Here is an 18,451-nt window from a genome sequence, read left to right on the forward strand (position 1 = left end):
CTCCCTTTATTGCCTCTTTTATTACCAGATTTATACTTTTTTACCAGCAATCAACAAATCATGCATGCGCCCGCCGAGTTCTGCGACTTTCGGGAGACTTCCCCATTCTTCAAAACCAAAATGGGCAAACAGTTTTAAACTGGCTTGGTTTTCCCTGAAAATAAAGCCGAGCAATGTTTCAACCTGTAACTTGGGGCAGGCATTCACCATTTTTTTCATCAAAAATTTTCCGATTCCTTTTCCCCTATATTTTTCGGCGATATAAATGCTCACTTCGGCAGTTGACCTATAAGCGGGCCTTCCGTAAAAATCGCTTAAACTGATCCATGCTGCAATTTCGCCGCCCAATTCCATCACCCAAAGCGGCCGGGCATCCGGGTTATGCTGCTTAAACCACGGCATTCTTTCTTCCACTGTTACCGGAACTGTATCGGCAGTGATAATGCCGTTTCCGATGTATGCATTATATATGTCTAAAATCGCTGGCAAATCCCGGACATCCGCGTTTCTGACGATGCTGTTATGTATCATAGCCCAAAAACCTCTCAACTGAAATAAAGCACGGCCCCGCCGCAAGCAGGTTGGATCTATGAGGGGCCGGCTATAAACACCATTCTATAATAAATTACCTGAAAAGAACAGAATTAATTTTCCGTGAAGGCTTACCGCTTTACCGTATCCAAGAAATTTTTCAGGATGCTTGCGGTCAACCCCCATATGACATAATCTTTATAATAATAAAAATATTCATCCATCTTATGCGTATTCCATTTATACGCTTTTCCGCCCCGGATAAGATGAAATGGAAAATCCTGGTCCGGTTCCACCTTGAATTGGAGACGGTAGCACTCCGGCTCCGTTTCTGCCAAATACGAAAGCGGTACAGTGAATAATTTTTTCACTTCGTCCGAGTTCGGATGAAATTCCGTATGGGGTAAAAATCCTGCATACGGGAAAACGACGCGGTTCCCGTAAGATGAGACGACATAGTCAAGCGGCACCACATCCCGGATCATCGACCCATCAATCCGCAGTTCTTCGGCTGTTTCCCGGATGGCGGCCGCCTGCGCATCTTTATCAGTCCTTTCAATCCTGCCGCCGGGAAAACAAATTTCCCCCGGTTGTTTTTTTAAATGTTCCGCCCTTACTTCAAATAAAACATGGAGCCCGTCGCCCATCTTGATAAGCGGCAGCAGTACTGCAAACCGGGATAAACGCTCCATCCCCAATACAGATGGCTGCCGGTTCTTAAATTTCGCCAAAATCTTTTCTTCATCCAAAGCATTCCCCCCTTTTTGTATCCGTGCCGGCAACATTTCCGGCATGGTAAAGCCGTTTATTTCTTTACTATTATATATACCATAGTTTTCAGCATAACGCGGAAAAAATTGCCTCCCTGCATGTATATTAATGCCCCTAAGTTTCCGCTAATCTTTCCGGCTGTGTCGGCTGAAAAAAGCGAATAACTAAAATAACGTTTTCAACAAAATATTTAGTGAAAAATGCATTTTAAATAGTTTACTTTTTTGTGTTCATTGAATACAATAATACCAGATAGAATTTTCCCTATGGAAACTTTTTTGATTCAGGTTTAAAATCCAAGGAGGGGGAAACATTTATATGAGCGATAAAACAATCAGCAAAAAAATGGTAAATCATACACCTTCGAATACGTTAAGCGCCCAGGCAGTGCTGAGGGGGGACGTGAAGGGATTAAAAAAAATTCTGCCTTTTTTGGGGCCGGCATTTATTGCGGGCGTTGCCTATATTGATCCCGGCAACTTTGCTACAAACATAACGGCGGGGTCAAAATACGGCTATATGCTTCTTTGGGTAATCGTATTTTCGAATTTAATGGCCGTTTTGATCCAATCCCTTTCCGCTAAACTCGGCATTGCGACGGGGCAAAATCTGCCGGAAGTTGCCCACGAACGGTTTCCAAAGGCTGCCTCCATTTTTTTGTGGATACAAAGCGAGATCGTGATTATCGCGACAGATTTGGCAGAATTTATCGGGGCTGCTTTAGGGCTGTATTTAATTTTCGGGATTACGATGCTGCCGGCTGCACTGATCACGGCCGCGGGGTCTTTTGCCATCCTTGAGCTGCAGCGCCGCGGTTACCGTTCGTTTGAGGCCGCCATTTCCGCCCTCGTTATGATTGTCGTGCTTGCTTTTGCCTTTCAGACTTTTTTGGCAAAACCCGATATGAGCGCAGTATTCGGCGGGATGCTCACACCGAAATTCAACGGTATCGAAAGCATCTTACTTGCTGCCGGTATTCTTGGTGCAACCGTCATGCCCCACGCCATTTATTTGCACTCTTCATTAACGCAAAGCAGAATTATCGGCAGAAATGAGCGGGAAAAAAGAGAAATTTTCAAATTTGAATTGATCGATATCGTTATCGCGATGGTCATTGCCGGCGCTATCAACATCAGCATGCTCGTGATCGCTTCTGCCGTATTTTTCAAAAACGGCATGGTTGTCGAAGACCTCAGCGTGGCATTCCGCCGGTTCCATGAACATCTCGGACCAGCCGCCGCGCTATCTTTCGGGCTGGGCCTGCTGATAGCAGGGCTTTCGAGTTCATCTGTCGGCACGTTATCCGGGGATGTCGTCATGCAGGGGTTCATCAACAAACGGATCAATCTTTACCTGCGCCGGGCTATCACGATGGTGCCCCCGCTTTTAATCATTATATCGGGCGTCAACCCGACAAGCGCGCTCGTCATCAGTCAGGTTATCCTTTCGTTCGGGATTATTTTCGCGCTCATTCCCCTGATTTTGTTCACGAGCAACAAGGAAATCATGGGCGAGCTCGTAAATCATAAAGTAACGAGTGTTGTTGCATGGATGGTCGCAGGATTTGTGATCTGCTTAAATATATTTCTTCTGGTCCATTCATTCATTTCATGAAAGGATATGTTTGTGATTCATGTTGATGATCGCGAAATCCACTTCTCTCATGAAGCATCCATGCGCCTTCTCGCTCGATACCTCAGCACGGGGAGCTCTACTTGCCCGCTATCCCGCAGGAGTCTCAAAAATTAGACATTATCAACAAAAATTGAACAGAGCCAATTGAAAAAAGCAGCCTCTCTCGGACATTGGAAGGCTGCTTTTATTACCTGACCACATATGGCTGATCTGCCATGCTTATGGTTCCGGTGGTATTCATGCTAAAATAGTTGTTGTTCATCATAAACGCACCATTGCTTCCGCTTCCTGATCCATGCGTAGTCTTTGAAACATTCATTGGGGAAATCGCTGCCGCATCTCCAAAAATAACAGTTGCGGTGCCTGCCACATTCCATATTTTCACGTCTCCTAAAAAAGCCGGCAAAGTCAACATCCTTTTCTATTTTTTTGAACTGATATTTTTGTATGCAAAGCGCAGCATTTCTGCCTCCCACGGCTCCATTTCGATCGTCCAAACGGGGATGGTTGGACCCCGCTGTGATACACCGTCCAATACCGCGTCCATATTTAAGCGCATATAAACCGGCTTTCCCGGCCCCCCCCGAAACGTTCACCCGTAAACTTTCCGGCTTGGAAAAAAACGCTCCGTTTCAAAGTGCTTCTATTTTTTCTACGCTGCCTTAATAGACATATGCAGACCCGACAATAATCAGCAAAATAAACAGTATAACAATTAACGGAAACATATTGTTGTTTCCACCGCCTCCGGACATTTTTTCACCCCCCCAATGGTCACTAATATAAAGTATGAGAGGGTGAAAAAATTGCAAAGGACAAATCCCCCCGGAGCATGCAAAATGAGAGATGAAACTATCAGAATTTTACCCTTCAAGATTTTTGACAATATATTCACACAGATCGTGGGTCCTAAGGGCATCGTCCAACGTGATTTTCGGTTGTGCTTTGCCGGATGCGACATCGATAAAATGGGAAACAATTTGTTCGAATCCCCTTTTGCACAATGTCGGTTCCCAATCATTTGCGGCAATTTGCGTAATCGTTTTATTTTGTTGGATTGTGAGGCTTGAAACCTGGCGGGCGGTCCGTTTTTCATCCGTACCCATTACTTCAAGGATTTCTTCCGATGTACCGCTGTCCCGGTTCATGATACCGATTGCGACAACGCCTGAAGGAAAAATTAACTGGACATTTGCATGGTACAGTAAATCGCCTTCTTTCCTCCCATTTACAACCACTTTTTCATACGGTTCATCTGCCAAATACAACAAAGTATCGATGACGTGGATGAAATCGTCGTATACAAATGTACGGACATTTTCCGGATGCTTGAACCGGTTTTTTTGCATCAAAATCAGATTTGGTTTTTTAAGTTCCCGGCATCTTTGATAGACGGGGGAAAAGCGCCGGTTAAAGCCTGTGAAAAGATGCATATTTTTCTCTTTTGCCAAATCCGCCAATGCTTTTGTCTGTCCATAATGATAAGTCACCGGCTTGTCCACATAAACATGGATGCCGTTTGATAAAAGTTTTTGGACAATTTCGTAGTGGGATTCTGTTGCAGTATGTACAAAAGCCGCCTGAATGCCGCTCTCCATTAACGCTTCCAGGCTTGGATACAGATGTTCAAACCGGTAATGGTCTTTGACATACCGCAAACTTTCCTGATTTCTCGTAAAAAAATGGAATTCCGCTTCTTTCGTATGGGCATAAACAGGTAAGTAAGCCTTCTTTGCAATATCCCCGATACCAATAACGCCGATTTTCATAGACATAACCGCCTTCCTTTTTTCAACCGGCTCTGCTGCAGAAAACCCGTGTATTGTCCGCAATAGAGCTTTTCAACCAAATTATACGCGATTTACGCTAAAGTTGCCCACATTATATCCATTACGAAATCTATTGATTTTGGAATGCAATTCTTGTATAATAGTAACCATTCGTTTTTATACCGTGTACCTTGTATAAGTTTAGAAATATGGCCTAAACGTCTCTACCAAGCTGCCGTAAAAAGCTTGACTACAATGGTAAACCTAAGACATTCCGTCATGCTTGCCATTCATACATACACCCGGGCATTTCCGCAGTGTTTGGAGGGACTTTTTGCCTTTTTCACTTGCGGATTGCCCGATTTTTTGATATTGGGGAAAAGAAAAGGGAAAACTGGACAAAGACCAAAGAAAAACACGGGCGGATTCATCCTATGATTTTTCAACTGGAATAGTGAGGGAAAATGATGCAGAGATTTTTTCAATTTCATTCGCGCGGCACTTCTTACAGCCAGGAAACCATTGCCGGGGTCACCACTTTTTTGTCGATGGCGTATATTTTGATCGTCAACCCGCTGGTGTTAAGCCAGTCGGGGATGGATAAAGGCGCCGTTTTTACCGCGACGGCGTTGGCGTCAATCATCGGGACGCTTTTGATTGGCCTGCTCGCCAATTTCCCGATCGGGATTGCGCCGAGCATGGGACTGAACGCCTTTTTCACCTTTTCCGTCTGCCTCGGCATGCATATTCCATGGCCTGTTGCATTGGCGGGGGTTTTTGTTTCCGGCGTATTATTCGTGATCTTGAGCCTGTTAAAAATACGCGAAAAAATCATTAATATGATACCGGAAGATTTAAAGCACGCAATTGTAGCCGGAATCGGTTTTTTTGTTGCTTTTATCGGCTTAAAAAATACCGGCATAATCATTTCCAACCCGGATACGTTTGTTGCGCTCGGAAATATTACTTCTCCAAAAGTATTGCTTGCGGTATTCAGTTTTATCGTGATGATGCTTTTGCTTGTACGCGGCGTCCAGGCCGGGATTTTCTTCGGCATCGTCATCGCGACCATCATCGGCATGATTTTCGGACTTGTGCCGGTGCCGCATGCCATTGTCGGATCCATTCCAAGCCTCGGCCCGACTTTCGGGAAAGTGTTCTTCCATTTGGATGACTTGTGGAACCCGGATATGCTTGCCGTTATTTTTACATTTTTATTTGTTGCTTTCTTTGATACAGCCGGTACATTGATTGCTGTCGCCGGACAGGCAGGGCTCATGAAAAATAATGAAATCCCGAATGCAGGCCGTGCCCTTTTGGCTGATTCGCTAGCCGGCGTGATCGGCAGCATCCTCGGGACGTCCACCCCGGCAACAATGGTGGAATCGAGCTCCGGCATTGCAGCAGGCGGCCGGACAGGATTTACTTCAATCATTATCGCTGCCGGATTTACAGTTGCCCTGTTCTTTTCTCCACTGTTATCGGTGATTTCGACGGAAGTCACTTCCCCTGCGCTCATAATTGTCGGGGCGATGATGGCGATGCAGGTGAGATCGATCAACTGGAGCCGGCTTGAAATTGCGATCCCGTCTTTTGTGATTATCATGATGATGCCGCTCACCTACAGCGTCGCAACCGGGATCGCCCTCGGGTTTATTTTATATCCCATTGCCATGCTCGTGTGCGGGAAAGCAAAACAGATCCACCCGCTCATGTATGTATTATTTGTTGCCTTTATCGCTTACTTTATTTATCTGGCTTAAGGAAACCCCCAACTGCCTATTTTGAAGGCGGATGGGGGTTTTTTGCCTGCTTATATTCTTCGATCATCCGCCGGTGGCTGCCGACAAGTTTTGCAGGCAATTGGTCTAAAGGGAAAAATCCGATATCCATGCCTTCCTTCAAGTTCACGCTTGGCTCGCCGCTGTATGATCGGGAAATAAATGCCGCAGTAACCGAAAAAAACTGGTCGCCATTTTTAAGCCGCACAAAATAATTTTTTCCAGAATATAAATTGAAAAGGGTTAAATCGTTTAATCGGAGCCCGGTTTCTTCATACACTTCCCTTAATGCGGTTTCCTCCGCCGACTCACCCAGCTCCATCAACCCGCCAGGAAGGCCCCAGACGCCGCGCGGTTCAACCCTTTGCTGCAGTAAAATTTCTTCCCGGCCGTTGAAAATGAGCACGACGCTGCCCGGCAAAATAAGTGGGCGGCTGCCGGCCAATTTCCGGATTTCTTCTATGTACCCCATTTGATCACCTTCAATTCATATTGTCCTGCTGTTAGCTTACCAAAAATTCGGGCGGATTCAAGAAAAAATCAGCGGCAAAGCCTTTACCGCTGATCCATGAATGCATTCAGCATCCAAATATGTTTATCAAACCGTTTCAAGCAGCAGGTTAAATCATTTACCGTGGCGTCATCTTTCCTCTCTTCCGCCAGTGGGATCCCGGTTTCCCGGATTTCATTTGCCATTTGTGCAAAATCATCCTTTAACTGCTTCAGGATTTCGCGCTCTTCATTATCGGCGCTTGCTTCCACAATCGTCTTTTGATCGAGGAATTTGGACATTGTTGCAAGCGGCCTGCCCCCGATTGACAAAATCCTTTCCGCCAGCACATCAATCAGTTCGGAAAATTCGAGGTACAAATTTTCAAAAAACTGGTGGAGCGTAAAAAAGTTTTTCCCTTGGATATACCAATGATAACGGTGCAGTTTGATATAAAGGACTGTAAAATTTGAGAGTTCCCTGTTTAAAAACTGGATCAGTTTCTCATCATCCAATGCGCATCTACCCCCCTGTACGGGACCGTAATGAAGCTATTTTGCGGAAACTGTTATATTTTACCCCGCATATTTAGGTTTTGTGCGCACTTCCGATTCTATTCATGATGAATGCCAAATTTCAATTTTTATTTTTTTTGCGAGTTTCCGCATCTGCGCAAAAGCCCAATAGCCCATCATGCCGCCGAAAGTGTTGAGCAGGATGTCATCCACATCAAATCCGCCGACATGGAAAAACCCCTGGATCGTTTCCGCCACGGCCGATGTGGAAAACGACAGCACCCCGGTTTTCCAACCCTTTCTTAACCGCTGGAAAATAAAAGGCAGGAACCATCCGTACGGCATAAACATCAGTATATTGCCAAACAGATTGAAAAACCAAATGTCGAAATAAAAATAACGGTAATAAAGGATATACATCCGGATCGTTTTAAACGGGATGAAATTATGGTTGGCGGGATTGGGTGTATGGCGGTACGGGATGAAAAACAATAAATCCCCCAAACAAGCAGCATACGCGATAAAGGCGATCCAAACCGCAGCATTGATTTTTTTCCGGTTGCTTTTTCCCATATGCATCCTCCAGCCTTTTTATGGGCTAGCTTGTCCTTACTTGTTCTTATCTATATTATTCGGCGGAAAGCCCGTGTATGCGTCCGCTTGTACATCGCTTTTTTTAAGGTCTTCTACGGAAACAGCTTCCTGCTTACCGCGGAAGAAGAACTTCATCATCACCGGCGTTACGATCGTGGTCACGAGTACAACCATTACCAGAACGGTGAACCAATCCCCGGAAAGCAGTTTTTCCTCCAAGCCGATGCCGGCGATAATGAGTGCCACTTCCCCCCGCGAGACCATCGCGCTTCCAATGCCGAGCGAATCTTCCCATGAAAATTTCGCCCACCTCGCACCGAGTCCACCGCCCGCGATCTTCGTAAGAACAGCAACGATGATGAGGATAGCCATCATGCCTAAAAATGGACCGGTCCCCTCCAATTCGGTCTGGATGCCGATCGAAGTGAAAAAAACCGGCACAAAAATGGAATAGCTGACCGTTTCCGTTTTATGAAATACTTTCTCCTGATATTTTGTCGTACTGATTGCAATCCCGGTAATATAAGCGCCGATGATGGCGGCAACCCCGGCGGTTTCGGAAAAATAAGCAAAAAGAAAGCAAATGATGAACGATCCGGATAGCAGCGGTTCCGTCACTTTCAAATATGGAAGCTTCCCGAGCAGCCACGGCACGACCTTCCAAGCTGCGAAGATGGCAATGAAGAAAAATACCGCTTTTTTCAAAAGGACAATCCCTAGATTCGTGTCCCCACCGGCGAGGCTCATCAAAAAAGCCAATGCAACCATCACAAGCACATCGTCGATGACAGCCGCCCCGAGTACCACCATGCCTTCTTTCGATTTCAGCTTTCCAAGTTCTTTCAATGTCTGGACAGAAATGCTGACGCTTGTCGCCGACAACAGCAGACCTAAAAATGCAGCGCCGAGCCAGTCCAAACCGAGCAAGCGTCCTGCCAGCGCCCCGAAAACGAGCGGGAAAGCAACTCCGACAGATCCGACCAAAATGGAGGATTTCGCTGATTTTTTAAATTCGTCCAAATCTGTTTCAAGGCCTGCCAGAAACATTAATAAAATGACCCCGATCCGGCTCATTTCCGAAAGTAGTTCGGAATCGTGGACAAGACCGAGCACAGACGGGCCGATCACAATCCCTGCTACCAGCTTTCCGACAACGGACGGCTGGCCGAGGCGGACGCTGATGTCCCCGGCGATTTTGGATACAAACAAAATCAAGGCCAATTGTAAAATAAACATCTCCTCAACTCCTTATCGGCCCAATCGATAAGGAGAATGCCGCCACAGCCCCTTAATAGTGAAAAAAGCAAGGAGGAGCCTGTGGTGACAGACTCCTCCATTGACCGACCATATTTAGTTGATTCATATTTTACTTGGATTATTACGATTTGTCAAGAAGCAATGTCGCGCTTTTGGAAATACCAAAACGTCAAGGCCATGAAAACAAGATAGTAAACCGCAAGCACAGCGAGCGAAAACGGCAATGTGACACCCCCTGCCAGTTTATCCTGGTATGCAAAGACGGACAGGTCCAGATGCGGAAAAATCAGGAATTTTACCCAATGGTACTTTTCCATGAGAAACAGGAGAATGCCGCCCACTGTATTGGTTATAAACAAAGCAAAGATCCCAATCCCGACCGCCAATGCCTGGCTTTTAAATAGCGTCGAAAGCATAAACGCAATCGCGCTGACCATCACAAGGCTCGGCAGGTACAGCGCAAATTTCAGAAAAAACTGCGGCCCGATTTCTTTAATTTGATAGTTGTTAAAATCCAGGCTGTCTTCAATAAACTTTGTATGGAAGCCCCCGGCGCCCTGGAAAATTAAGCCGACTACAAATCCTGAAACAAGCAGCACGGCGAGCAGCAAAATGGAATATGCAGTAACGGCAATATATTTGGACAGCAGGATTTTCCACCTTTCATGTGGCCGGATCATAAGCTGCTTGATGGTGCCCGTTGCAAATTCCGACGAAACGTTCGCACTCCCGACGATCACACTGAACAAGGTGACGAAAGATCCGAGCGGAATGACGACATTGTTCATGAAATGCCAGTTAGAATGGGCATCCGGATTGATATTGTACTTTAAATAATCTTGATTTCTCTGTATGTTTTGCGCAAGATCGGCATACTGATCAGGATCTTTTTGCATAAGCCGCTCATCCGCCTTGATTTCCTGCTGGATTTTTGCACGCCAGTCCGGGTCATCTTTACCGTAAATTCTATTGTAAAAAATGGCCGCCACCAGAACAATCGCCACGATGAGGAGCATGTAGACCCATGCGCTTTTCCGGGCAAAAATTTTCATCCATTCATTTTGCACCAATGCCATCATTTGTTCTCCACCTCTTCCCCGTGATTCGTTAATTCAAGGAAACGTTCTTCCAATGTTTTCTTTTCAAAAGCAATTTCATAAACTTTGCAGCCGCTTTTCACCAATGTTTCGTTGATTTTGGCGGCATCTTCATATGCTGCCGAAACCGTTATCCGTGAGGAATCCATGGTGCTTACGGCAAAATCAAATTGTTTTTCAATTGCTTGTATCGCCATCGCACTGTTATCCGTGGTGAAGATGATGTCACGGAGAGAGTTATTTTGTATGCCCGTCGTTTCTTCCATTGTCTCAATGTGGATCAGTTTCCCTTTTTCAATGATGGCATACCGGTCGCACATCAATTCCATCTCGGACAACAAATGCGAAGAAACCAGCACGGAAACCCCGCTTGCCGCAAGCGTGCGCAAATAATCCCTGAACTCCCGGATGCCTTGTGGGTCCAAACCGTTTGTCGGCTCGTCGAGGACAAGTAAAAACGGGCTATGTAAAATGGCCTGGGCAACGCCGAGCCGCTGCCGCATCCCTAAAGAATATGTTTTTACTTTTTGTTTTAAGGCACCTTCCAGCTTTACGAGCCCGGCCACTTCCATGATTTTTTCCTCCGGAATTTCCTTTCTTGACATTCTTTTATAGTGGACAAGATTTTGGTACCCGGTCATATACGAATAAAATTCCGGGTTTTCGACGATCGCGCCGATTTCATTCATGGCACCTTTAAAATCTTCGTCAAGGCTTTTGCCGCTAATATACACTTCCCCGCTTGTCCGTTTGATCAGGGAAACGATCATCCGGATGATCGTTGTTTTACCGGCGCCGTTCGGACCCAAAAGCCCGAAGATTTCCCCTTTTTTCACTTCAAAACTGACATTGTCAACGATTTTCTTTGAACGGATTTGTTTCGTCAGCCCTTTGACCGAGAGAGCAATTTCACTCATATCATCCCTACTTTCTGTTAAACTAGTGTTATATAAATATTTACGGAATTGATCCATAAAGGTTTCAATAAATTTCAAATGGAAAAATATGTTGTGATCCAGTTCCACCGGATATAATCATATTTTTGTTTTATACACAATAATATATTCATAGTAAAAGATGCTTGATGCCCAGGGAATTAGAGGGATGATCCATGTCAAAAATCACGTGGAAAGTTGTTTTATTATCCGTCTGCCTGCTTTTGCTCGCGGTCCTGCTGTTTTATCAACGCCCTGTCAGCTCCTATAAGCGCGTGGAGATTGTAGACAAATTTTATACGCCGAACCGGAAAGAAGTCCCGGTTGCTACAGGCGTGAAAACGAAACGGAAAATAAAATTGGCGCCGACGACGACTAAACCGTACTGCGCCATGGAATTCAGCAATGGTAAAACCCTTTCAATGGATTGCGATACATATTTAAACTATTCCATAGGGGAAAACGTGAAAATCAAATACCGCGGAAATCGCTTAATCGATATCCGCCGGAAAGAATAGAAAAGGCCGGTTCTTTTGATTATGCAAAAGAACCGGCCTTTCTTAGTCTTCCCCGATAATTTTTACTTCTGTTTCGAGATCAACGCCGAATTTTTCCTTGACCGTTTTTTGGACAAGTTTGATCAAATTTATATAATCGGTTGCCGTCCCGCCCCCGACATTGACCATAAAACCGGCATGTTTCTTGGAGACTTCGACGCCGCCGATCCGCGTCCCCTGCAAGCCGCTGTCTTGGATCAGCTTGCCCGCAAAATACCCGGGCGGTCGTTTGAATACACTGCCGCACGAAGGATATTCGAGCGGCTGTTTTGACTCCCGGAGAAAAGTCAGCTCATCCATTTTCGCTTTGATTTCCCGATCGTCCCCCGGCTCCAAGCTGAACGTTCCTTCCAAAACGATTTCCCCATTTTCGGCGATCGAACTCTTCCGGTAATGGAAAGACAAATCGTTTTTTTTGAGTCTTTTCATCCCGCCGTTTTTCGTGAGGACAAGCGCGCTCGACAGGACATCTTTAATTTCCCCGCCGTAAGCGCCCGCGTTCATATAAAGCGCACCACCGACCGATCCCGGAATACCGCAAGCAAATTCAAGACCGGTAAGCTTTTGCTTGAGCGCATAACGGGAAACGTCAATGATGGCCGCCCCGCATTGGGCCGTGATATCATTTCCGGAATGCGAAATTTTTGTTAATCTGGTTAAAATCAGGACGATGCCCCTGATCCCACCGTCTTTGATGATTAAATTGGAGCCGTTCCCCAATATCGTATACGGTACCCCGTTTTCAATGGCAAACCGGACCGTTTTCTGTACTTCTTCATACGTTTGCGGAAAAATCAGGAAATCCGCTTTTCCTCCCGTTTTGGTAAAAGTGTATTTGCTTAAAGGTTCATCCAGCAACACTTCACCCGAATAAACCAGTGAACGTAGATCGTGCAAAATCGTCTTTTCCGCCATTGTCTTCTCCTTCTTCGCTGCATTACACGGGCCCGGGTTGCTGATGGTGGCGTGCCGCAGGGTAATGTCGGATCATCAGCACCAAACAAACAAGCGGATACCCGCCAAGCACAACACCCGAGACGAGCCCGTTTTTTGTCATCCATTCATCGATTATCGTATGTAAAACGAGTGGAACCGTTATGGTGTAGCACGACATTTTCCATAAATGCCGGTATGCAAGTTTTCTTTTCATCAGCTTCCGCAGCACATACCCGCAGCAGGCCAGCAGCGAAATGCCGGCGAGCACGGTACATGCCGCCAAAAGCTCATACACAAACAAAAAATAAAAAACAAACTGGATCATGTTGAGCGATCCGGGCGCCCCGCCTGCAGCGAGATTTGCCGCACGCGGGATGGAAACCGCAAAAACGAGCAGAAAAATATACATGATTGTCCTGTCCATAGGAATCCGGTTTAATTGGAAAGCTGCTTTTTTGCCCGGCAATAAACAGCTGTATTTAAATGCGTCCCAAATTCCCATACCCATTCCCCCGTACGCTCCATTACACCATTATAATATAAAAAACGGGATAAAACGAGAACCTTTTTAAAGGAGATTCTTTAATTCCGCTTCAATTGCCGCTTTTATTTTTTCCAAGCATGCTCCAGGTGTTTCGGCAAAAACCCTTTTCCCGTTTACAATGGCAAACGGGCTGTATGTGCACAAGCCGCACGACATTAAGCACTCATTTGAAATGACTGCAACTTCGGGATATTGGGATTCCAACTCGGCTTCCACATCAATGGCGTTGATCAGGCTGCCTTCGCAAATTTCAACAAGGATTATGCCCAATCCCAACTCCTCCTCTCATTGCATCCATTATGGAAACACCGTATCATTGTCCATTATACTGTAAACGCGGAAAAAATCCTAACAGGTGCATGCCTTTTCGAAAATACAAATATTTTGCGGAACCATTGTTTTTTCATTTATAATAATGAGGTATATTTGGTACAATAATGTAAGACTTCCATTTTGTATGTCCTTGGAACATTAGAATGGTAAGTTTTTACATAATTAAAAAATGTTGAGGTGTCTAGATTGAGCAAACAGCAAATCGGCGTGGTCGGTTTAGCGGTGATGGGAAAAAACCTTGCTTGGAACATTGAAAGCAGGGGCTACACCGTTTCGGTTTACAACCGTTCCCGTTCAAAAACAGATGCGATGTTGAAAGAATCGGAAGGGAAAAATATTTTCGGCTATTATACGCTGGAAGAATTTGTGTATTCGCTTGAAAAACCACGGAAAATCCTGCTGATGGTCAAAGCGGGCGAGGCAACCGATGCTACGATCGAACAATTAAAGCCGCTTCTCGATAAAGGCGATATTTTAATCGACGGCGGCAATACTTTCTTTAAGGATACACAGCGCCGCAACAGGGAACTAAGCGAACTGGGCATCCATTTTATCGGCACCGGCGTTTCCGGCGGTGAAGAAGGCGCATTGCACGGGCCGGCCATTATGCCGGGCGGGCAGAAAGAAGCTTTCGATCTTGTTGCGCCAATTTTTAAAGATATCGCCGCAAAAGTCAACGGCGAGCCGTGCACAACTTATATCGGTCCGGACGGTGCCGGCCATTATGTGAAAATGGTTCATAACGGCATCGAATACGGCGATATGCAGCTGATTTCCGAATCATACAGCCTGCTGAAAAATATCCTAGGCCTAAACGCGGAAGAACTGCATGAAGTCTTTTCCGAATGGAATAAAGGCGAGCTGGACAGCTATTTGATCGAAATCACAGCCGATATCTTCACAAAAAAAGATCCGGAAACCGGAAAACCGCTTGTTGATGTCATCTTGGATACGGCCGGCCAAAAAGGGACCGGAAAATGGACAAGCCAAAGCGCGCTCGACCTCGGCGTTCCGCTGCCGCTCATTACGGAATCGGTATTTGCCCGTTTTATTTCCGCGATGAAAGAAGAACGAGTTGCGGCAAGCAAATTGTTGAAAGGGCCGCAAAACACTGCCTTTGACGGCGATAAAAAAGCGTTCATCGAATCGGTCAGAAAAGCATTGTACATGAGCAAAATTTGCTCTTATGCACAAGGTTTTGCGCAAATGCGAGCCGCTTCCGAAGAATACAACTGGAATTTGAATTACGGCGAAATCGCGATGATTTTCCGCGGCGGCTGCATTATCCGCGCGCAGTTTTTGCAAAAAATCAAAAATGCGTATGACCGTGACAGCCATTTGAAAAACCTGCTGCTCGACCCGTACTTCAAAGAAATCGTCGAAAGTTACCAGGATGCCCTCCGCGAAGTCATCGCAACGGCTGTGCGTTTCGGCGTCCCTGTACCGGCATTGTCCGCAGCGCTCGCTTATTATGATTCATACCGTTCGGCAGTGCTGCCAGCTAACCTGATCCAGGCACAGCGCGACTACTTCGGCGCCCACACATACCAGCGCATTGATAAAGAAGGCGTCTTCCATACGGAATGGCTCGAATTATAATCCGGAAAGAATCCCGCTGGAACAAGCGGGATTCTTTTTTAAGGAGAAAACAGCTTAAACACCACTTCACCTTTAATGACTTTGACCCCGTCCTGATTAACGGCGTCGGTTTCAAACGTTTGCCTTCCCTCAGCCGAATGTTTCAGCCGGGCGGTTAACGTCAGCCGGTCGCCAAGAAAAACCATGCCCGAAAACCGGACCGTGAACTTTTCTATGTAGCCGGCTTCATAATATGGGGTGAATAGTTTCCCAAGATTGCCCATCGTCCACATCCCGTGTGCGATAATCCCGGGAAGGCCCGCCTTTTTTGCTGCTTCATCAATCGTATGGATCGGGTTAAAATCGCCGGATGCCCCCGAGTACTTAATCAAATCCATTCTTGAAACCGGCGGCAGTTCAGCCGGTTTTAGTCTTTCCCCAGGCTTCAGCGCGCGCAGGCTCATGCTTTCATCCCCTTTCGCACCGTTTCGGAAATGATGATTATTTGCGTAGACGTCATGACGATTTCCCCGCTCTCGTCTTCCGCAACTTTTTTGATAAAAAGAAACCCCATTTCCCCAAGTTTCCCTTTTCTTTCCTGGTATTTTTCAAGCACGCTCCAGCACAGCAGTTCTTCGCCGACATAAAGCGGACGTTTGTATTCGAAGCCCTGCTCCCCGTGGATGAGGCCCGCTTTCGGCAGCTCGAGCCCTTCAATTGTGCCGTAGTCAAACGTAACCGGGAATGTCGGCGGCGCAACGTTGTTTTTCAATCCGGCGTTTGCGGCAAAGACAGGATCAATGTAAATGGGATGCGGATCTCCAATGGCATCGGCAAATTTTTTGACGGCGCCCCTTTCAATCGTATTCCATACGGTGCTCGAACGTTTTCCGATCAGTTCTTCAAACATCTGTATCCCCCCTTCCCCTTTTAATCTTTCGGCCCGCCTGCGACATAAAGCACCTGGCCGTTTACAAATGATGATTCTTCCATGGCAAAGAAAAGCACCGCATTAGCAATATCTTCCGGCTTTCCCGTCCGGCCCACCGGGATCATCGATTGGTTATATTGGATAAAATCGTTGAAATCGACGCCAATCCGCTCTGCTGTTGCTTTTGTCATATCGGTTTCAATAAATCCAGGCGCAACTGCGTTTGTCGTAATCCCGAATTTTCCAAGCTCGATTGCCAATGTTTTCGTAAAACCCTGCAGGCCCGCTTTTGCGGCAGCGTAATTTGCCTGGCCGCGGTTGCCAAGCGCGGACGTGGAAGAGGTGTTAATGATTCTCCCGTATTTGTTTTCCACCATGTTTTGCTGGACTGCCTTTGAGAAAAGAAACGCCCCTTTTAAATGGACATTCATGACCGTATCCCAGTCCTCGTCCGTCATTTTAAACAGCAGGTTGTCCCGGATCACACCCGCATTGTTGACGAGAATATCGATTTTGTCGTATTGCCCGAGCACCGCCGAAACCGCCGCTTCCACCTGTGCACGTTTTGAAACGTCGGCTGTTTGCGCCATCACGTCATACCCTTTTTCCTTTAATCCTTTTACGGTTTCTTCCAAGGCTTTTTCATTAATATCGACGAGGCAGACTTTTGCCCCTTCTTTCGCAAAAGCAGATGCAACCGCTTTACCGATCCCCCTGCTTGCACCCGTGACGACCGCAACCCTGTTTTCAAACCTTTTCAACTCCGGATTCCCCCTTTTCCGCAGAAATTTGGCAGCGTTTTCAATATCCACAAAAAAATAAACGCTGTTTATATTTTAGACTCATTGCACTCTTTTGTAAATATTCTGTTTTTCTTTCGGCATCGAAACATTTACTTTCCTGAAAAAATCCCGATTGAGCTACCGTTTGTCGATTTTAAAACTACGGGGACCTGCTCGTGCTCACCCCTTTACCACGAAGCGGAGCATATCGGGCAGATGAAAGCAATGAAGCGGAACATTGATGCCGGGTAAACAAAACTCCGGCGCTTGCCCGGCGCCGGAGTTTTTCCAACCAAATTTAATCGTTTTTTGCCCGCGTTAAAATATCGATCAATTTTTCCTTATTCGGATAATCGGAGTTTTTAAACTGCTTGATCGTTTTCCCCACATCATATGTGACGCGGACAATGGAAACTTGGAAGCCGTTTTCTCCAATTTCGACAATCGCGTAAGAAGCTTTCGGAACGCCGTCAAACGGCAGCCCGACACTTCCCAGGTTGACGACCGTTTTGCCGCCAAAGGTGCGGATATACGGCGTATGGATATGACCATACAAGTATATATCTGCTTCTTCCTGCATTAATTTTTCTTTCAGCTTGCTGTTTCCGCTGTCCGGCAGCACATTTTCAAACAAGCTGTAAGGCGTGGCGTGGAACCCGTGGATTTTGATTCCTCCGTACTCATATTTCACTTCCTCAGGCAGTCGGTGCAACGCTTCTACTGCATTTTGGCCCATTTGGGATACGACCCAGTCCCTCTCCTTGTTCATGATTTCGTAAGCGGCTTCCGGAACTTCGCCCATGCCGACGCCCCTGTACACCCATTCATCGGCATTGCCTTTGATCACATCTGTTTGCAATGACTGGACCAAATCATACGCCCGCTGCGGCTCCGGGCCACGGAAACAAAGATCCCCGAGCACAAAGATTTTATCCGCCCTTTTTTGTTCAATATCTTCCAGCACTGCCTCAAACGCATTCGCATTGCCGTGAATATCGGAAATAAATGCCAGTTTCAATACAATCACCTCAAAAACGCTGTTTCCTCTATTATATCATAACGGTTTCCGGCTATACCCGGGGAAGAAATGAACATACTGCCGCTTTTGCGCTGTCACAATGGCGGCTCCTGCACAGGGGAACAAGTCGCAGATTTCGGAAAAGCAAAATCCCAACAGAAAGAGCACAGCCCTGTTTATGATGTCATGAAAAAAATCAATGAAATGCTCGACCTGAACCATATCTTAAACCCGAGTAAAGTTTTTCGTTTAACGCCACGATTTATCCGCGGACTTCCCCGTTCAAAAAAGGCAGCCGTTTTCCAATACAGGCTTCTGCCCGGAATTTTTTTGCCTGGTTGGGGCAAACGTCTATATCCAAGGGCAGTAATCCACATACCCTAATGTTGAACATTGA

22 protein-coding genes and 1 riboswitch are annotated in these 18,451 nt (G+C 46.2%); of the genes, 4 read left to right on the forward strand and 18 right to left on the reverse strand.

The features are described from left to right. Positions 1 to 30: 30 nt before the first annotated feature. Both GBH70_RS07930 and GBH70_RS07935 read right to left on the reverse strand, forming a co-directional pair. Positions 31 to 531 carry a GNAT family N-acetyltransferase gene (locus tag GBH70_RS07930; RefSeq protein WP_151680536.1) on the reverse strand — a complete coding sequence of 167 codons (501 nt, stop codon included), beginning with the start codon at positions 529 to 531 and terminating at the stop codon, positions 31 to 33. Positions 532 to 662: 131 nt separating this feature from the next. After that, positions 663 to 1,280, reverse strand: a complete 618-nt coding sequence (locus GBH70_RS07935) for an NUDIX hydrolase (RefSeq protein ID WP_151680537.1) — start codon at positions 1,278 to 1,280, stop codon at positions 663 to 665. 340 nt (positions 1,281 to 1,620) lie between these two features. On the opposite strand from GBH70_RS07935, the gene GBH70_RS07940 reads away from it, so the two are divergent. Continuing rightward, entirely contained in the window at positions 1,621 to 2,916 is a 1,296-nt protein-coding gene (locus GBH70_RS07940; RefSeq protein WP_151680538.1) for an Nramp family divalent metal transporter, read from the forward strand. A 208-nt stretch (positions 2,917 to 3,124) separates the two neighbouring features. Here the strand turns inward: GBH70_RS07940 and GBH70_RS07945 are convergent, their stop codons facing one another. From GBH70_RS07945 to GBH70_RS07955, 3 genes are all read right to left on the reverse strand, one after another. Further along, a complete protein-coding gene (locus GBH70_RS07945) occupies positions 3,125 to 3,343 on the reverse strand; it encodes a spore germination protein (protein WP_151680539.1) in 219 nt (72 codons plus the stop codon). Between the two features lie 256 nt (positions 3,344 to 3,599). Beyond that, positions 3,600 to 3,692: a YjcZ family sporulation protein gene (locus GBH70_RS07950; RefSeq protein WP_151680540.1), complete on the reverse strand. Its 93-nt coding sequence runs from the start codon at positions 3,690 to 3,692 to the stop codon at positions 3,600 to 3,602. 108 nt (positions 3,693 to 3,800) lie between these two features. Then, positions 3,801 to 4,706, reverse strand: a complete 906-nt coding sequence (locus tag GBH70_RS07955) for a Gfo/Idh/MocA family protein (RefSeq protein ID WP_151680541.1) — start codon at positions 4,704 to 4,706, stop codon at positions 3,801 to 3,803. A 171-nt stretch (positions 4,707 to 4,877) separates the two neighbouring features. Next, positions 4,878 to 4,979, forward strand: a riboswitch (purine riboswitch). 194 nt (positions 4,980 to 5,173) lie between these two features. Between GBH70_RS07955 and GBH70_RS07960 the strand changes: the two genes are divergently transcribed. After that, on the forward strand, positions 5,174 to 6,469 hold the full coding sequence (locus GBH70_RS07960) for an NCS2 family permease (RefSeq protein ID WP_151680542.1): 1,296 nt from the start codon (positions 5,174 to 5,176) through the stop codon (positions 6,467 to 6,469). Between the two features lie 16 nt (positions 6,470 to 6,485). On the opposite strand, the gene GBH70_RS07965 is transcribed toward GBH70_RS07960, so the two are convergent. The 6 genes from GBH70_RS07965 to GBH70_RS07990 form a co-directional block, all read right to left on the reverse strand. After that, positions 6,486 to 6,959, reverse strand: coding sequence for an NUDIX hydrolase (locus tag GBH70_RS07965; RefSeq protein ID WP_151680543.1), 474 nt, complete (start codon positions 6,957 to 6,959; stop codon positions 6,486 to 6,488). Between the two features lie 83 nt (positions 6,960 to 7,042). Next, complete coding sequence (locus tag GBH70_RS07970) at positions 7,043 to 7,492, reverse strand: Dps family protein (protein ID WP_151680544.1); 450 nt, start codon at positions 7,490 to 7,492, stop codon at positions 7,043 to 7,045. 102 nt (positions 7,493 to 7,594) lie between these two features. Continuing rightward, positions 7,595 to 8,065, reverse strand: coding sequence for a VanZ family protein (locus GBH70_RS07975; RefSeq protein ID WP_151680545.1), 471 nt, complete (start codon positions 8,063 to 8,065; stop codon positions 7,595 to 7,597). Positions 8,066 to 8,101: 36 nt separating this feature from the next. After that, positions 8,102 to 9,322 (reverse strand): cation:proton antiporter, encoded by a 1,221-nt coding sequence (locus GBH70_RS07980; RefSeq protein WP_151680546.1) that lies wholly within the window; start codon positions 9,320 to 9,322, stop codon positions 8,102 to 8,104. 152 nt (positions 9,323 to 9,474) lie between these two features. Further along, positions 9,475 to 10,422 carry an ABC transporter permease gene (locus tag GBH70_RS07985; RefSeq protein ID WP_151680547.1) on the reverse strand — a complete coding sequence of 316 codons (948 nt, stop codon included), beginning with the start codon at positions 10,420 to 10,422 and terminating at the stop codon, positions 9,475 to 9,477. Then, the gene (locus GBH70_RS07990) at positions 10,419 to 11,357 is read right to left on the reverse strand and encodes an ABC transporter ATP-binding protein (RefSeq protein WP_151680548.1); all 939 of its coding nucleotides are present in this window, start codon (positions 11,355 to 11,357) and stop codon (positions 10,419 to 10,421) included. The genes GBH70_RS07985 and GBH70_RS07990 overlap by 4 nt, the downstream gene beginning before the upstream one ends. A gap of 194 nt (positions 11,358 to 11,551) precedes the next feature. Between GBH70_RS07990 and GBH70_RS07995 the strand changes: the two genes are divergently transcribed. After that, positions 11,552 to 11,893, forward strand: a complete 342-nt coding sequence (locus GBH70_RS07995; RefSeq protein ID WP_151680549.1) for a hypothetical protein — start codon at positions 11,552 to 11,554, stop codon at positions 11,891 to 11,893. A gap of 42 nt (positions 11,894 to 11,935) precedes the next feature. On the opposite strand, the gene murB is transcribed toward GBH70_RS07995, so the two are convergent. The 3 genes from murB to GBH70_RS08010 all read right to left on the reverse strand — a co-directional run bounded on the left by murB (position 11,936) and on the right by GBH70_RS08010 (position 13,682). Continuing rightward, positions 11,936 to 12,847 carry a UDP-N-acetylmuramate dehydrogenase gene (gene murB, locus GBH70_RS08000; protein ID WP_151680550.1) on the reverse strand — a complete coding sequence of 304 codons (912 nt, stop codon included), beginning with the start codon at positions 12,845 to 12,847 and terminating at the stop codon, positions 11,936 to 11,938. Between the two features lie 22 nt (positions 12,848 to 12,869). Continuing rightward, entirely contained in the window at positions 12,870 to 13,370 is a 501-nt protein-coding gene (locus GBH70_RS08005) for a DUF1189 family protein (protein ID WP_151680551.1), read from the reverse strand. Between the two features lie 66 nt (positions 13,371 to 13,436). Then, entirely contained in the window at positions 13,437 to 13,682 is a 246-nt protein-coding gene (locus GBH70_RS08010; RefSeq protein WP_151680552.1) for a DUF1450 domain-containing protein, read from the reverse strand. A 249-nt stretch (positions 13,683 to 13,931) separates the two neighbouring features. On the opposite strand from GBH70_RS08010, the gene gnd reads away from it, so the two are divergent. Beyond that, positions 13,932 to 15,344 (forward strand): NADP-dependent phosphogluconate dehydrogenase, encoded by a 1,413-nt coding sequence (gene gnd / locus GBH70_RS08015; protein WP_151680553.1) that lies wholly within the window; start codon positions 13,932 to 13,934, stop codon positions 15,342 to 15,344. A gap of 38 nt (positions 15,345 to 15,382) precedes the next feature. Here gnd and GBH70_RS08020 read toward each other — a convergent pair whose 3' ends face one another. The 4 genes from GBH70_RS08020 to GBH70_RS08035 all read right to left on the reverse strand — a co-directional run bounded on the left by GBH70_RS08020 (position 15,383) and on the right by GBH70_RS08035 (position 18,054). Beyond that, entirely contained in the window at positions 15,383 to 15,787 is a 405-nt protein-coding gene (locus GBH70_RS08020) for a MaoC/PaaZ C-terminal domain-containing protein (RefSeq protein WP_151680554.1), read from the reverse strand. Continuing rightward, complete coding sequence (locus GBH70_RS08025) at positions 15,784 to 16,233, reverse strand: MaoC family dehydratase N-terminal domain-containing protein (RefSeq protein ID WP_151680555.1); 450 nt, start codon at positions 16,231 to 16,233, stop codon at positions 15,784 to 15,786. Before GBH70_RS08025 ends, GBH70_RS08020 begins: the two co-directional genes overlap by 4 nt. Before the next feature lie 20 nt (positions 16,234 to 16,253). Continuing rightward, the gene (locus GBH70_RS08030) at positions 16,254 to 17,015 is read right to left on the reverse strand and encodes an SDR family NAD(P)-dependent oxidoreductase (protein WP_151680556.1); all 762 of its coding nucleotides are present in this window, start codon (positions 17,013 to 17,015) and stop codon (positions 16,254 to 16,256) included. Positions 17,016 to 17,334: 319 nt separating this feature from the next. After that, positions 17,335 to 18,054: a metallophosphoesterase family protein gene (locus tag GBH70_RS08035; protein ID WP_151680557.1), complete on the reverse strand. Its 720-nt coding sequence runs from the start codon at positions 18,052 to 18,054 to the stop codon at positions 17,335 to 17,337. Positions 18,055 to 18,451: the final 397 nt, after the last annotated feature.

This window comes from Weizmannia acidilactici (assembly GCF_008974225.1).
Classification (GTDB): domain Bacteria; phylum Bacillota; class Bacilli; order Bacillales; family Bacillaceae_C; genus Weizmannia; species Weizmannia acidilactici.